Annotated in this window: 12 protein-coding genes; 6 read left to right on the forward strand and 6 right to left on the reverse strand. The window is 63.3% G+C overall.

What is annotated here, in order from left to right; genetic code table 11:
- The first annotated feature begins 101 nt into the window (after positions 1-101).
- The 5 genes from L1075_RS04480 (at position 102) to L1075_RS04500 (ending at position 6,921) form a co-directional block, all read left to right on the forward strand.
- Complete coding sequence (locus tag L1075_RS04480; protein WP_246940297.1) at positions 102-1,571, forward strand: NAD-dependent succinate-semialdehyde dehydrogenase; 1,470 nt, start codon at positions 102-104, stop codon at positions 1,569-1,571.
- A 181-nt stretch (positions 1,572-1,752) separates the two neighbouring features.
- Positions 1,753-3,159 carry an aspartate aminotransferase family protein gene (locus L1075_RS04485; RefSeq protein ID WP_246940300.1) on the forward strand — a complete coding sequence of 469 codons (1,407 nt, stop codon included), beginning with the start codon at positions 1,753-1,755 and terminating at the stop codon, positions 3,157-3,159.
- Positions 3,160-3,212: 53 nt separating this feature from the next.
- Positions 3,213-4,208, forward strand: a complete 996-nt coding sequence (gene eutB / locus L1075_RS04490) for a hydroxyectoine utilization dehydratase EutB (RefSeq protein ID WP_246940303.1) — start codon at positions 3,213-3,215, stop codon at positions 4,206-4,208.
- Positions 4,209-4,268: 60 nt separating this feature from the next.
- Entirely contained in the window at positions 4,269-5,228 is a 960-nt protein-coding gene (locus tag L1075_RS04495; RefSeq protein WP_246940305.1) for a cyclodeaminase, read from the forward strand.
- A gap of 142 nt (positions 5,229-5,370) precedes the next feature.
- Positions 5,371-6,921 carry an alkaline phosphatase D family protein gene (locus tag L1075_RS04500; RefSeq protein ID WP_246940308.1) on the forward strand — a complete coding sequence of 517 codons (1,551 nt, stop codon included), beginning with the start codon at positions 5,371-5,373 and terminating at the stop codon, positions 6,919-6,921.
- Positions 6,922-6,983: 62 nt separating this feature from the next.
- Here the strand turns inward: L1075_RS04500 and L1075_RS04505 are convergent, their stop codons facing one another.
- Positions 6,984-7,592, reverse strand: a complete 609-nt coding sequence (locus tag L1075_RS04505) for a LysE family translocator (protein ID WP_246940311.1) — start codon at positions 7,590-7,592, stop codon at positions 6,984-6,986.
- Positions 7,593-7,609: 17 nt separating this feature from the next.
- Complete coding sequence (locus L1075_RS04510; RefSeq protein WP_246940314.1) at positions 7,610-8,440, reverse strand: AraC family transcriptional regulator; 831 nt, start codon at positions 8,438-8,440, stop codon at positions 7,610-7,612.
- Positions 8,441-8,650: 210 nt separating this feature from the next.
- Between L1075_RS04510 and L1075_RS04515 the strand changes: the two genes are divergently transcribed.
- Positions 8,651-9,253 carry an exopolysaccharide biosynthesis protein gene (locus L1075_RS04515; protein ID WP_246940316.1) on the forward strand — a complete coding sequence of 201 codons (603 nt, stop codon included), beginning with the start codon at positions 8,651-8,653 and terminating at the stop codon, positions 9,251-9,253.
- 336 nt (positions 9,254-9,589) lie between these two features.
- On the opposite strand, the gene L1075_RS04520 is transcribed toward L1075_RS04515, so the two are convergent.
- The 4 genes from L1075_RS04520 to narI form a co-directional block, all read right to left on the reverse strand.
- On the reverse strand, positions 9,590-10,843 hold the full coding sequence (locus L1075_RS04520) for a molybdopterin molybdotransferase MoeA (RefSeq protein WP_246940319.1): 1,254 nt from the start codon (positions 10,841-10,843) through the stop codon (positions 9,590-9,592).
- Complete coding sequence (moaB, locus tag L1075_RS04525) at positions 10,840-11,433, reverse strand: molybdenum cofactor biosynthesis protein B (protein ID WP_246940322.1); 594 nt, start codon at positions 11,431-11,433, stop codon at positions 10,840-10,842. The genes L1075_RS04520 and moaB overlap by 4 nt, the downstream gene beginning before the upstream one ends.
- A 65-nt stretch (positions 11,434-11,498) precedes the next feature.
- Complete coding sequence (locus L1075_RS04530; RefSeq protein WP_246940326.1) at positions 11,499-12,314, reverse strand: peptidylprolyl isomerase; 816 nt, start codon at positions 12,312-12,314, stop codon at positions 11,499-11,501.
- 14 nt (positions 12,315-12,328) lie between these two features.
- Positions 12,329-13,006, reverse strand: a complete 678-nt coding sequence (narI, locus tag L1075_RS04535; protein WP_246895598.1) for a respiratory nitrate reductase subunit gamma — start codon at positions 13,004-13,006, stop codon at positions 12,329-12,331.
- Positions 13,007-13,020: the final 14 nt, after the last annotated feature.

Genomic DNA, 13,020 nt, shown 5'->3' on the forward strand with positions numbered 1-13,020 from the left:
CTGCTTTACCCTGTGGGCATCGGATGAACGTCGTCCGCCACGACCTATCCGGGCCGATGCTAGTCAACTCAGGCCCGGTTCGTTTTTGGGAGAAGTAGCGCATGAAACTCAACGATCCGCGTCTATTGCGTCAGTACGCTTATATCGACGGTAAATGGACTCATGGCGACGGCGGTCGCGAAGAAGCGGTCGTCGATCCCGCCACGGGTGAAGTGCTGGGTCACATTCCCTGGCTCGAGGCTCCGCAATTGCGGGAGGCGGTAGATGCCGCGGATGCTGCCTTTGCTCAGTGGCGGGCGCTGCGTGCCGATGAGCGTGCCGAGCGTCTTCAGGCGTGGTATGACCTGCTGATCGAGCATCGCGAAGATCTGGCGGTCATCATGACGCGCGAGCAGGGCAAGCCGTTGCCCGACTCACGCGGCGAGATCGAATATGGCGCCAGCTTCATCAAATGGTTCGCCGAGGAAGGTAAGCGTACCTTCGGGCAGACCATTCCCAGTCATATCCCCAACGCCGCTCTGGGGACGCTCAAGGAGCCGGTGGGGGTGGCCGCATTGATCACGCCCTGGAACTTCCCGCTGGCGATGATCACGCGCAAGGCCGGAGCCGCGCTGGCCGCCGGCTGCACGGTCATCGTCAAGCCGGCCGGCGAGACGCCGTTCTCGGCCCTGGCGCTGGCGGAACTCGCCGAACGTGCCGAAATTCCTGCCGGGGTCTTCAACGTGGTGTTGGGTGAGCCCGCCGAGGTGTCCAAGCTGCTGTGCGAAGAAGAGCGCGTCAAGGCGCTGTCGTTCACCGGCTCCACCCGCGTTGGGCGGTTATTGCTGGAGCAGTCCGCCAATAGCGTCAAGCGCGTCTCGCTGGAACTGGGCGGCAATGCGCCGTTCATCGTCGGCCCCGACATGGATCCCGCCGAGGCCGCGCGTGCCGCAGTCGCCGCCAAGTTCCAGACCGGTGGGCAAGATTGCCTGGCCGCCAACCGGATCCTGGTGCACGAGTCGATCCATGACGAGTTCATCGAGCAGTTCGTCGCCTGCATGGAAACACTCAAGGTCGGCAATGGCCTGGTGACCAATATCGATATCGGCCCGCTGATTCATCAGCAGGCGGTGGAGAAGGCGGCGAGCATTGTCGACGATGCCATTTCGCGCGGCGCGACGCTGGTGCATGGCGATCAATCCATGGCACCGGGACCCAATTTCTTCATGCCCACCTTGCTCACCGGTGTGACGCCCTACATGAAGTCCTGGCGTGAGGAGAGCTTCTCGCCGGTGGCGGGAGTCACCGCTTACAAGGATGACGATGAGGTCATCAAGCTGGCCAACGATACCGAGTATGGCTTGGCGGCCTATGTCTATACCCACGACATCCGCCGCATATGGAAGCTTCTGCGTGCCCTGGAGTACGGCATGGTGGCGATCAACTCGGTGAAGATGACCGGTCCGCCGGTACCCTTCGGCGGCGTCAAGCAGTCCGGCCTCGGGCGTGAGGGCGGCACTGCCGGCATCGAGGAATATCTGGAGACGAAGTTTTATTGTCTGGGTGCCTTGGGTTCTGTCTCTGGGAGCTAGCTTTTCCGGGAGCTAGCTGCGCTCGGCCTGACGGCGTTGGGCCCGACATCGAACATGCTCATTTACGGCCAGTAAACTCCGCTGTTCTCCGTCGGGCCCGCCTGGTCAGGCCGTCGCTCGCAGAGCTCTCTAGTTTTGTGCCCCCACTCTGTTATTTACGATCATTTTTTAGGAGCCAGACATGAGTCAGCACCAAGACCTGGTCGATCGCGATCGCAAGGTCACTTTCCATGCGTCCACGCATCTACGCGATTTCGCGCACGGCGATGTACCGGGGCGTGTAGTCACCGGCGGCCAGGGCATCAATATCGTCGACAAGGACGGCCGCGAGTTCATCGACGGTTTCGCCGGTCTTTATTGCGTCAATATCGGTTATGGGCGTACCGAAGTCGCCGAGGCGATCTATCAGCAGGCGCTGGAGCTGGCCTATTACCATACCTATGTCGGCCATTCGAACGAGCCGCAGATCCAGCTTTCCGAGAAGATTCTCGAGCTGGCCGGGCCGGGCATGTCCAAGGTTTACTATGGCATGTCGGGTTCCGATGCCAACGAGACGCAACTCAAGATCGTGCGCTATTACAACAACGTCCTTGGACGGCCGCAAAAGAAGAAAGTGATCTCGCGGCAGCGCGGATATCACGGTTCCGGCATCGCCTCAGGCTCGCTGACCGGCCTCAAGGCGTTTCACGATCATTTCGACCTGCCCATCGACGGCATCCTGCATACCGAAGCGCCTTACTATTATCACCGTGGCGCCGAGCAGGAGGGCATGAGCGAGCGCGAGTTTTCCCAGCATTGCGCGGCCAGGCTCGAGGAGATGATTCTGGCCGAAGGCCCGGACACCGTGGCGGCTTTCATCGGCGAACCGGTGCTGGGAACCGGCGGTATCGTGCCGCCGCCCGAGGGCTATTGGGAAGCGATCCAGGCGGTCTTGAGCAAGTATGACGTGCTGCTGATCGCCGATGAAGTGGTGTGCGGCTTCGGACGCATCGGTACCGATTTTGGTAGTCATCACTACGCCATCAAGCCCGACCTGATCACCATCGCCAAGGGCCTGACCAGCGCCTATCAACCATTGTCAGGCGTCATCGTCGGCGATCGCGTGTGGCAGGTGCTGGAGCAGGGCGCCGGTGAATACGGCCCCATCGGCCACGGCTGGACCTATTCAGGCCATGCGCTGGGTTGTGCTGCAGGGCTCGCTAACCTGGCCATCATCGAGCGCGAAGGGCTGACCGCCAATGCCGCCGAGACCGGCGCTTATTTGCAGCGGCAAATGCAGCAGACATTCGGCGAGCATCCGCTGGTGGGGAACGTGCGTGGTGTGGGCATGTTGGCGGCGCTGGAATTCTCGCCCAATCCGGCCAAGCGTGCGTTCTTCGACCCCGCGCTCAAGGTCGGCCCGCGCGTAAGTGCCGCCGCGTTGAGCGAAAACCTGATCGCACGCGCCATGCCGCAAGGTGACATTCTCGGCTTCGCGCCGCCGTTGGTGACGACTCGCGATGAGGTCGATGACATCGTCGCTCGCGCCAAGCGCGCCGTCGACAAGGTGACCGACGAATTGTCTCGTTCGGGGGACTTGAAAGCCTGAGAGCGCCTTGCCTACTGTGATGAGGGGTACCTGCGAACGTTGCGCGAGGGCACATGGCCGATCTCCAGTCTGATATCAATTTAGCGTCGATCTACCACGCTCGTGCGCGCCTGCGAGGGCAGGTGGCGCGAACGCCGCTGATTCGGTCGCAGGCGCTATCGCAACGTTTCGAGTCCGAGGTATTCCTCAAGCTGGAAACCCGTCAGCCCACGGGGGCGTTCAAGTTGCGCGGTGCGACCAACATGATTGCCGCGCTGATCGAACGCGACGGACGCCAAGCGTTGGCGCGTGGCGTAACCACGGCCTCGACAGGCAATCATGGCCGTGCCGTCGCCCACGCCGCGTATCAACTGGGGATTCCCGCTGTCATCTGTCTGTCGCGGCTGGTGCCCGACAACAAGGCCGCGGCCATCGAGGCCTTGGGCGCCGAGGTGCGGCGTGTCGGGGAGAGTCAGGACGACGCCTTCGACGAGGTCGAGCGTCTGGTGGCCTCGGGCATGACGGCGATTCCGCCTTTCGACGATCCGCTGATCGTGAGCGGGCAGGGCACCATCGGCCTCGAGCTGATGGAGGATCAACCCGCGCTCGATCGGGTCCTCGTCGGGCTTTCTGGCGGCGGCCTGCTGGGAGGCATCGGCGCGGCGGTAAAGGCGATTCGTCCTGCGACGCGGGTGACCGGGATCAGTCTTTCCCAAGGCGCGGCGATGTGGGAAAGCCTCCAGGCCGGGCATCCGGTCAACGTGGCGGAAGTCGAGAGTCTCGGTGACTCGCTGGGTGGCGGCATCGGATTGGACAATCGCTGTACCTTCGCGCTGGTGCGCAAGGTAATGGATGATCATTTCCAGGTCTCGGAACCTGCCATCGCCCGTGCCATGATCGACTTGCTCGACGCCGAGAAGATGCTGGTCGAGGGGGCGGCGGCCGTGGGGCTAGCGGCGCTCGACGAACATGATCTCGACATTCGTGGCCAGCGCGTGGCATTGATCGTCTCCGGCAACGGTGTGGCATTGGAAACGTTTGACCGCGCTCGGGCGTTGGCGGGAGCCTGATACTTCCCCCTTCTTGTTACTTCCCTTCTTCATTCTTTTCTCTTCCGTCTGGAGGACGTCATGCAGCTCCATCAACGCGAAGCCATCGAAGCCGCCGTTCAACTGGACAGGGAGGCCTTGACCGTCATCGAGTCGGGATTCGCGGCCCTGGGGCGTGGCGAGGCCGTGCAGCCGCCGATCCTGTCGATGGCCATCGAAGAGTCCAATGGCGAGGTCGACGTCAAAACCGCTCACATTCGCGGTTTCGAGCGCTTCGCCATCAAGGTGAGCTCGGGGTTCTTCGACAATCCCAAGCAGGGGTTGCCCAGCCTCAACGGGCTGATGATGATGTTCTCGGCCCGCACCGGGCTGGTAGATGCCGTGCTCTTCGACGAAGGCTATCTGACGGCGGTACGCACGGCGCTCGCGGGAGCGCTTTCCGCCAAGTATCTGGCGCGTGAAAACAGCCGTCGCGTGACGGTCCTCGGCGCCGGCGAACAGGCTGAATTGCAGATCGATGCCTTGCGTCTGGTGCATGATATCGAGACCGTCGATGTCTGGGCGCGTCGGCGTGAGGCCGCCGAGTCTTATGCCGAGCGGTTGCGGCAGCGTGACCTGACGGTCAATGTTCACGACGATGTCCATGCGGCGTGTCGTGAGGCGGATATCATCGTCACCGCGACACCTTCGCAACAGCCGATTCTCGAGGCCGCCGATCTCCCCGAAGGCGTTCATGTCACGGCGATGGGCTCCGACAGCCCGGACAAGCGCGAGCTTGACGATAGCGTGATGACCCGCGCCGATGCCTTCGTCTGTGATACCCGCGCGCAAAGCGAGCACAACGGTGAGCTCAAGGCCTTCGTCAAATCCGGCGAAGCGGCGGCCAACGTGCCGTTCAAGGTCTTCGAACTTGGCCAAGTAATCGACCGAGGGCTGACGCTACGCCTTTCGAGTGCCAGCATCACCGTCTGCGATCTCACCGGCACCGGCGTGCAGGATACGGCGATTGCCGATTACGCCCTGAGGCGGTTGGAAGCCTAAACAGAGTGCGTTCTGGCGCGGTCTAGGTCTCGTCTGGAACGTGCCTCGTGGCGTGCCACTCAATCGTCATGGGGCTGCCATGTCGTCGTCATGCCCTCTTGAGATGCTGAGTGAATAATGGACACTCAGTGGAGAGTTGGCGATGCGATATTCCCGCCGCGATGTATTGGGATGGGGCGTCAAGGCTGGCGCGGCGTTAGGCGCCGTATCGGTGGCGCCGTCGATCGTGCTGGCCGAGTCACGTCGCCCGCAGGTGACCTCGGGGGTGATGAGCGGCGACATGCTGAGTGACCGGGCGATGCTCTGGTCGCGCAGCGATCGCCCCGCGCGGATGCTCGTCGAACTGGCTGACAATCCCGCCTTCCATGGCGCGCGTCAGGTGCGCGGCCCCGAGGTGCTGCCGAGCGGTGGCCTGGCCGGCAAACTGGATGTCGTGGGGCTCGGCGACATCGATATGCTGCACTACCGCGTGCGCTTTGCCGCTCTGGATGATCCGCGTGCTCTGAGCGAGCCGGTCGAGGGACGTCTACGCCTGCCGCCGTCCCAGTCGCGAGACGTACGCTTCGTGTGGTCCGGCGATACGGTCGGGCAAGGCTGGGGCATCGACGAATCGCGTGGCGGCATGACGATTTACGACACCATGCGTCGCCAGCGTCCGGATTTCTTCATCCACTCCGGCGATACCGTCTACGCCGACGGCCCTCTGGAAGAGAGCGTGACGCTCGCCAATGGCGAAACCTGGCGCAACGTGGTCACCCCGGCCAAGCAGAAAGTGGCGGAAACGCTGGACGAGTATCGTGGCCAGCACAGTTACAACCTGCTTGATGCCAACCTGCGGCGCTTCAATGCCGAGGTGCCCATGCTCGCGCAATGGGACGATCACGAGACGACCAACAACTGGTACCCCGGCGAGTGGCTCGAGGATGAGCGCTACACGGAAAAGAACGTATCGCTGTTGGCGGCACGCGGACGTCAGGCCTTTCTCGAGCATACGCCGGTGCGCCAGCGCCCTACCGCGCCGGGACGTATTCATCGGCGCTTTGCGTATGGGCCCTCGCTGGAGGTGTTCATGCTCGACATGCGCACCTATCGTGGCGCCAACAGCCGCAATCGCCAGACCGAGAGCACCGCGCAGACGGCCTTTCTGGGGGAGGATCAGTTCGACTGGCTACGCCGTTCTCTGAAAGAGTCCACAGCGACATGGAAAGTCATCGCTTCGGACATGCCCATCGGCCTGGTGGTCAGCGATGGCGATGCGTACGAGGCCATCGCCAATGGTGATTCGGGTGCCCCCTTGGGACGTGAGCTGGAGATCGCCAGGCTGTTGCGGGCGATCCGCGACGACAAGATCAAGAACGTGGTGTGGCTGACGGCGGACGTGCACTACACGGCGGCGCATCACTATTCGCCGGAGCGGGCCAGTTTCCAGGAATTCGCGCCTTTCTGGGAATTCGTCAGCGGTCCGCTGCATGCTGGCACCTTCGGCCCTGGCGAGCTGGATACGACCTTCGGTCCCGAAGTGATCTTCCAAAAGGCACCGCCCGAAGGCGAGTCGAACCTGCCGCCGTCACGGGGCTATCAATTCTTCGGCCAAGTCGACCTCGACGGCGACAGCGAGACATTGACCGTGAGCCTGATGGACGCCGCCGGCAACATGCTGCATCGCCAGCAGTTGACGCCGGAGAGGGTGTAATACGAGCACCCCGGCCCCATCGCCGCGTTCCGACATTGAGGCTTGAGAACGGCAGGGAAATGCTATGAATCGATAAGCGGTAAGGCGACGTATTCATACCCGATAACCAAGCCCGTCAGAGCCAAAAGAAGCGCCAGGATGATATTGATGAGCCGCAATAAGGAGTGATCACGAATGGCTTTTCCCATCACGCTACCCAGTAATGCGTAGCTTCCAGGTGCGCCAGTTGCCAGCACGCCGATGAGTAGCGCCACCATGACGAGGCCTGGCCCTTCTATATGCATTGCGGGTAGCTGGATGGTCGCGATGGGTAGCGTGGCGACGATGCCTTTAGGGTTGAGTAATTGCATTAACAACCCTTCCTTGAAGCGCAAGGGACGCGATACCGCATCCACATCGTTCCTGTGAGGAGTGGATCTGGCTATCTTGATCGACAGGTAAAGAATGTAAAACGTGCCGAGCGCACTGATGATCAGGAGTGCCTTTCCCTGGATGAACACGCCTCCCAGCCAGCCAAACAGTAGAAGCATCAGCCACATCGCTGTGCCGACTCCGATGAAAAATCCTGTCGATTCCTTGGCTTGCCCGTTGATTCCGGCATTCAGGCCAAGCAGGTTCACCGGCCCGGGCGTGTACATCACGCTTATGGCATAGGCGAGCATCGCGAGCATGAGGGTTTCCTGTCTTGCTAGGTAAAAATATGGGCTTGGTATTGTCGTGGTGTCATGCCGTAAATACGCTTGAAACGGCGATTGAAATGACTGAGGTCAGAAAAGCCACAGCATAAGGCAGCCTCCATGACACTCTCGCCGTTTTCGAGGTGGCGCCGGGCGGCATTGACCCTGCAGTTCAATACATATTGGTGCGGCGTAATTCCGTACTGTGTCCTGAACGTTCTCAGGAAGTGATACTTGGAAATGTTGGCGGAATGGCTGATGTCATCCAGGCTGATATCGTATCTGGCATTTTCATGAATGAAGTCCTTCGCCCTTTCGAGCAGCGAGTCCGGCCGCCTGGCCCGCTCGTTTGGGGCAAAATTTCCGGCGCGCTCAGCCAGGTGAGCCGCAATGCGATACAGAGCATATTCTTGCTCGATCTGACTCGTCTCCTGTTCCTCGATCATGCGTGACAGGGCGATGATCTCGTCGCGCAAGGGGACATCTTTCATGAGGGTGGGGGCCAGGCGAGTGGCCTGCAGGTCTTGCACGCCGATGGCATTGGCAATGAGCGGGTCGAGCTCGTCGGGGTGAATATAGAGCATGACATAATCGAGGGCGTCGCCGCCCCCGGCGTGGCCGTCATGCACCTCATCGGGATGCAGGGTGATCACGCTACCTGGTGGGCTGCGGTGAAATTCACCGTTGCTGAAGAAATCCTGACGTCCCGCCAGTGTGACACCCAGTGCATATTCTTCATGCGCATGGCGGTCGTACTGGAAGTCGTTCATCGTGGCATGCAATGCAGTGATGCGTGCCACATGCCGGCTTTTCATGAACCGGAAACGACTCGTGGATTGCATGTGGTGTCCTCCTTACGTCCCGGTCGTGCCATGACAACGCCACTTTAGCGCGTCACGAGGGAGCGGGCTTGAACGAAATTGCGCACTTCGTGCTTTCGGCGTCTCGGGTGCGTACCGCCAGGGCCAGTACGGACTTGTCTGCTGCATGTCGGCATGGGGGACCGGGCCTGCTAGGCTGCAAGCTCGGTTCATGAAAGGTAGGGCGCGTGCATGTCGGAAAGGGAACATCAGGAACTCGCGGGATTGGCTCACTTGCTCGAGCGGATCGGGCAGGCGCCCCGGCGCGACGATGAACGTGTCCAGCTTGGCGATATGCTGACGGCGGTGGGGCAGGGGTCGTTTGGCTCCTTGCTGCTGGTGCCCGGGGTGATCACGCTATTGCCGCTGGTGGGCGATATCCCGGGCGTGCCCACGCTCATGGCGCTGTTGGTGCTATTGGTGGCGGGCCAACTGCTGCTTGGACGCCGCACGTTCTGGTTGCCGCAATGGCTTTTGAAGCGCTCGGTTTCCCGAGCCAAGCTGGACAAGGCGGTGGCCTGGATGCGTAAGCCGGCCCGGGCCATCGACCGCTTGTTGAAACCGCGTCTGACGTGGCTGACCCAACGTGCCGGTACCTATCTCGTGGCGCTTTTCTGCTTTCTCATTGCCTTGGCCATGCCACTGATGGAAGTGGTGCCTTTCTCGGCCAATGGCGCGGGGCTTGCCTTGATGATGTTCGGCTTGTCGCTGATGGCCAACGATGGCCTTTGGGCGCTGCTGGCGCTGATCCTCACAGGCGGCACGGTGGGAGCGGTGATCGTCGCGTTGCTGTGAGGCCTGTCAGTAATGGTGCTCCGAGCCGGCCCTCAGGCTTTGGGCGGCGGATAATGACACATAGCCTAGGCACCTAGTCGTGCATCGAACATAGTTTGCTTTGGTCGAGGATGACTGATGGCGCTCGACGAGGCCACGGCAGTCTTCATGGTTCAGGCTGTCCCAGCAACGGCTAACGCCGATCGCCAGGACGTGGGTACGGCGCAGCGCCTCGGCGGGATAGAGGTACGTGGTCTGCTGCGAGATCAGACTCAACTCGCCCAGCGTGCCGCCGCGCTCGACGCAGCGGATCGTTCCAGGTGGCCGTCGTCGGTGGCACGCAACAGCCGCACGGCGTCAGATGGCGAATTGTGCAACGGGCAGGAATGCATAGTCGTTTCCTTCCATCACCGGCGTGTCGCCGGGCACCATGAGATAGCCGTCCGCCTGGCAGGCCGCGCCGAGCATGGCCGACCCCTGGCCGCCGGCCAGCTGGGCTATGGGTTCGAGTTCGGCATGATCGAGAACGACGCGCAGCAACTCGCGGCGCCCGTGGGTGGCGCGACGGCTGAAACCCGCCTTGACGGAAAACTGCTGAAGCGGGCGTGGATGCCGGCCCTGGCAGGCCTGCACGAAGGCCTGTCCCAGCACCTGCCAGGTCACCAGTGCCGCGACCGGGTTGCCGGGCAGACCGAGCAGCGGCACGTTGCCGTCGGCCCCATGGAGACGGCCGAAGGCGAAGGGCTTGCCGGGCTTCATCGCAACACCGTGGAAAATCAGCTCGCCGAGCTCGGCGAGCACCGGGCGAACGTGGTCCTCCTCGCCGGCCGAGACGCCACCGGTACAGATCACCACGTCGGCACGGTCACGCGCCTGGCATAGTGCCTCGCGCAGCGCGGCGGCGGTATCGGCAACGATGCCCAGGTCGACGACGGTGCAGTCCTGCTGCTGGAGCAGGGCGTCGAGCATGACGCGGTTGCTGTTGTAGAGCTGGCCCGAGGCCAGGGGCGTGCCCGGCTCGACCAGCTCGTCGCCGGTGGAGAGCAGCGCCACCCTGAGGCGGGCGAAGACTTCGACCTCGACGATGCCCTGGCTGGCCAGCAATGCCAGGCCGGCGGCGTCGAGGCGCTGGCCGGCGGGCAACAGCGGCGCGCCTGCGAGGCACTCTTCGCCGCGTTGGCGGATATTGGCGCCGGGTAGTGCTTCGCCCTGGACATGCACGCGGCCCCAATCATCGATGTGGCAGCGTTCCTGCGGGACGACGCAGTCGGCGCCGGCCGGGAGCGGCGCGCCGGTGAAGATGCGTGCACAGCCGCCCTCGCCAAGTGGGGCCGGCGCGCAGCCCGCCGGAATGCGCTGGAGCACCGGCAGACCGTCGTGAGGGGCTGCGAGATCGGCAATGCGCAGCGCATAGCCATCCATGGCGCTGTTGTCGGCGCCGGGCATGGCTAGGCGGGCACTGATCGGCGCGGCGAGGATGCGCCCCAGCGCGGCATTGCGCGGGCAGCGTTCACGCGCTACCGGTGGATGCGCGGCGGCCAGCAGGCGTCGGCGGGCGTCTTCCAGATCGAGAAGGCCGGGAGTGAGGGTAGCGCAGCTGACGCAACTCATGCCGGCTTCTCCTCGACGCGCTCCGCGGCCACTGGCGTTGTGGCGGGTTGCCGACTGACACAGGGCGTGGCATCGGGGCGAACCATGGCGACGAAATTGCAGGGCCGGGTGCGGGCGTCGAGCTGCGAGGCGAGGATGCCGTCCCAGGCGGTGGCACAGGCCTTGGGCGAGCCCGGCAGGGCGAACACCAGGGTGTGGTTGGCCACCCCGCCGATGGCCCGGGACTGGATCGTCGAGGCGCCGATATCGCCATGGGATATCTGCCGGAACAGCTCGCCGAAGCCGTCGATGGCCTTGTCGAACAGCGGCGCAAGCGTCTCGGGGGTGGTGTCGCGTGGCGTGAAGCCGGTGCCGCCATTGACCAGCACGGCATGGATGTCGTCGCGGGCGATCCACTCGGAAACCACCGCGCGGATACGGTAGATGTCGTCCGGCACGATGCGCCGCTCGCCCAGCCAGTGGCCGGCCGCGATGAGGCGTGCGCAGAGCAGGTCGCCGCTGCCGTCGCGGTCGAAGCCACGGGTGTCCGAGACTGTCAGCACCGCGATGTTGAGCGGCACGAAGGGCGCATCGGCGTGAATGTGGGCCATGGAATCCTCCTCGTCCACCCGTGGGTGGCGGCAATATGAAATTACGGAGCGCATCTGTGAATGACTTACTGCATCAGTGCGCCGGTACTCTCGTCGTCCAATGCAACGCCGCTCACGCCCAGGCGCGCTTCCAGCGCCAGCAGGTAGTGACGCAGCGCGCGGCGTGTGGCCTGTTCGCGCAGGGTATGTCGGACCCGCTCGGCGGCTTTGGCGTAAGGCAGGGCACGGCCACCGTCGCGCTGGTCGACGCTGACCACATGCCAGCCATAGCGCGAGGCCAGCGGCCGGTCGTGCAATCCTTCGGGCAGACGTTGCAGGGCGCGGTCCAGCTCGGCCACGGTCTGCCCCGGCGTCAGCCAGCCCAGCTCGCCGCCGTCGTCCTTCGACGGGCAGGCGGAGTGGCGCTGGGCGAACTCGATGAAACGCTCGGGCATCGACTGCAACTCGGCGATGAGCGTCCGGCCCAGACGGTACTGACGATCGCGGGCCTCGGCATCGTCCGGGGCGGCGGCCAGCAGAATATGGCGTACCGCCAGGCGCAGCGGTTCGCTGAAGCGCTCGGCGTTGGCCTCGAAGTAGCGTTGACAGTCGGTTTCGGCGGGCTCGGGTACCTCTAGTTCCGCGTCCAGCAGGGCGGCCAGGGCCGCCTCTTCGCCATCCTCGACGTCCCAGCCCAGCTCGTCGCAGCGCTGGCGCAGCAGCTCGCGCACGACCAGGGCGCGCGCCGCCTGCAATTGGGCTTCTTCCACGGAGTCGGCCTGATGGTACTGCATCTCCCGGGCGATCTCGTCGGTGGGGATGTTCACGTCGCCAACCCACACCGGCGGGATCGCCATGGTCTGCGCGTTGTCGGGCAGGGTTTCGAGTGAAATCAGTTGCATGGGATTGCCCTCATTCATGCTTTACGACGCACGATTTGATAACGGCGACCAATGTAGCCCAGCGGCGCGCTCCACACGTGCACCAGACGGGTGAACGGGAACACCAGCACGATGGTCAGGCCGAGCAGGATGTGCAGCTTGTAGACCAGCCCGATCTCGGCCAGATGCTCGGCGGCGCCACCCTTGAAGAACACGATGGACTGCGCCCACTCGGCCAGCTCCAGCATCGCGCCACCATCCAGATGCCCCATCGCCGGGATGATGGTCAACAGCCCCAGCGACACCTGGGCGACCAGCAGCGCCAGGATCACGATGTCGGCACGGCTGGAGGTGGCCCGCACACGCGGGTTGGTCAGGCGGCGATGCAGCAGCATGGCACCGCCGGTCAGGCACATCAGCCCGGCGATGCCGCCGACGACGATGGCGATGATCTGCTTGCTGCCGGCGCTGATGAACGGGGCGTAGACCCAGTGCGGGGTGAGCAGGCCGACCAGGTGGCCGAAGAAGATCACCAGGATACCGACGTGGAACAGGTTGCTGGCCAGGCGCATCTGGCGCTTGGAAAGCATCTGGCTGGAGCCGGTCTTCCAGGTGTACTGGCCATGATCGAAGCGCAGCAGGGCGCCGGCCAGGAAAATGGTGCCCGCCACGTAGGGATACAGGCCGAACAGCAGTTCATTGAGATAGTTCATGACGGCAGACTCCT

It is taken from the genome of Chromohalobacter beijerinckii, from assembly GCF_023061185.1.
Lineage (GTDB): Bacteria > Pseudomonadota > Gammaproteobacteria > Pseudomonadales > Halomonadaceae > Chromohalobacter > Chromohalobacter beijerinckii.

Excerpts from the sequence above, each read along its gene's own strand:
- L1075_RS04480 (WP_246940297.1), top strand. The coding sequence starts at position 102 with ATGAAACTCAACGATCCGCGTCTATTGCGTCAGTACGCTTATATCGAC.
- L1075_RS04485 (WP_246940300.1), top strand. The coding sequence starts at position 1,753 with ATGAGTCAGCACCAAGACCTGGTCGATCGCGATCGCAAGGTCACTTTC.
- eutB (WP_246940303.1), top strand. The coding sequence starts at position 3,213 with ATGGCCGATCTCCAGTCTGATATCAATTTAGCGTCGATCTACCACGCT.
- L1075_RS04495 (WP_246940305.1), top strand. The coding sequence starts at position 4,269 with ATGCAGCTCCATCAACGCGAAGCCATCGAAGCCGCCGTTCAACTGGAC.
- L1075_RS04500 (WP_246940308.1), top strand. The coding sequence starts at position 5,371 with ATGCGATATTCCCGCCGCGATGTATTGGGATGGGGCGTCAAGGCTGGC.
- L1075_RS04505 (WP_246940311.1), bottom strand. The coding sequence starts at position 7,592 with ATGCTCGCGATGCTCGCCTATGCCATAAGCGTGATGTACACGCCCGGG.
- L1075_RS04510 (WP_246940314.1), bottom strand. The coding sequence starts at position 8,440 with ATGCAATCCACGAGTCGTTTCCGGTTCATGAAAAGCCGGCATGTGGCA.
- L1075_RS04515 (WP_246940316.1), top strand. The coding sequence starts at position 8,651 with ATGTCGGAAAGGGAACATCAGGAACTCGCGGGATTGGCTCACTTGCTC.
- L1075_RS04520 (WP_246940319.1), bottom strand. The coding sequence starts at position 10,843 with ATGAGTTGCGTCAGCTGCGCTACCCTCACTCCCGGCCTTCTCGATCTG.
- moaB (WP_246940322.1), bottom strand. The coding sequence starts at position 11,433 with ATGGCCCACATTCACGCCGATGCGCCCTTCGTGCCGCTCAACATCGCG.
- L1075_RS04530 (WP_246940326.1), bottom strand. The coding sequence starts at position 12,314 with ATGCAACTGATTTCACTCGAAACCCTGCCCGACAACGCGCAGACCATG.
- narI (WP_246895598.1), bottom strand. The coding sequence starts at position 13,006 with ATGAACTATCTCAATGAACTGCTGTTCGGCCTGTATCCCTACGTGGCG.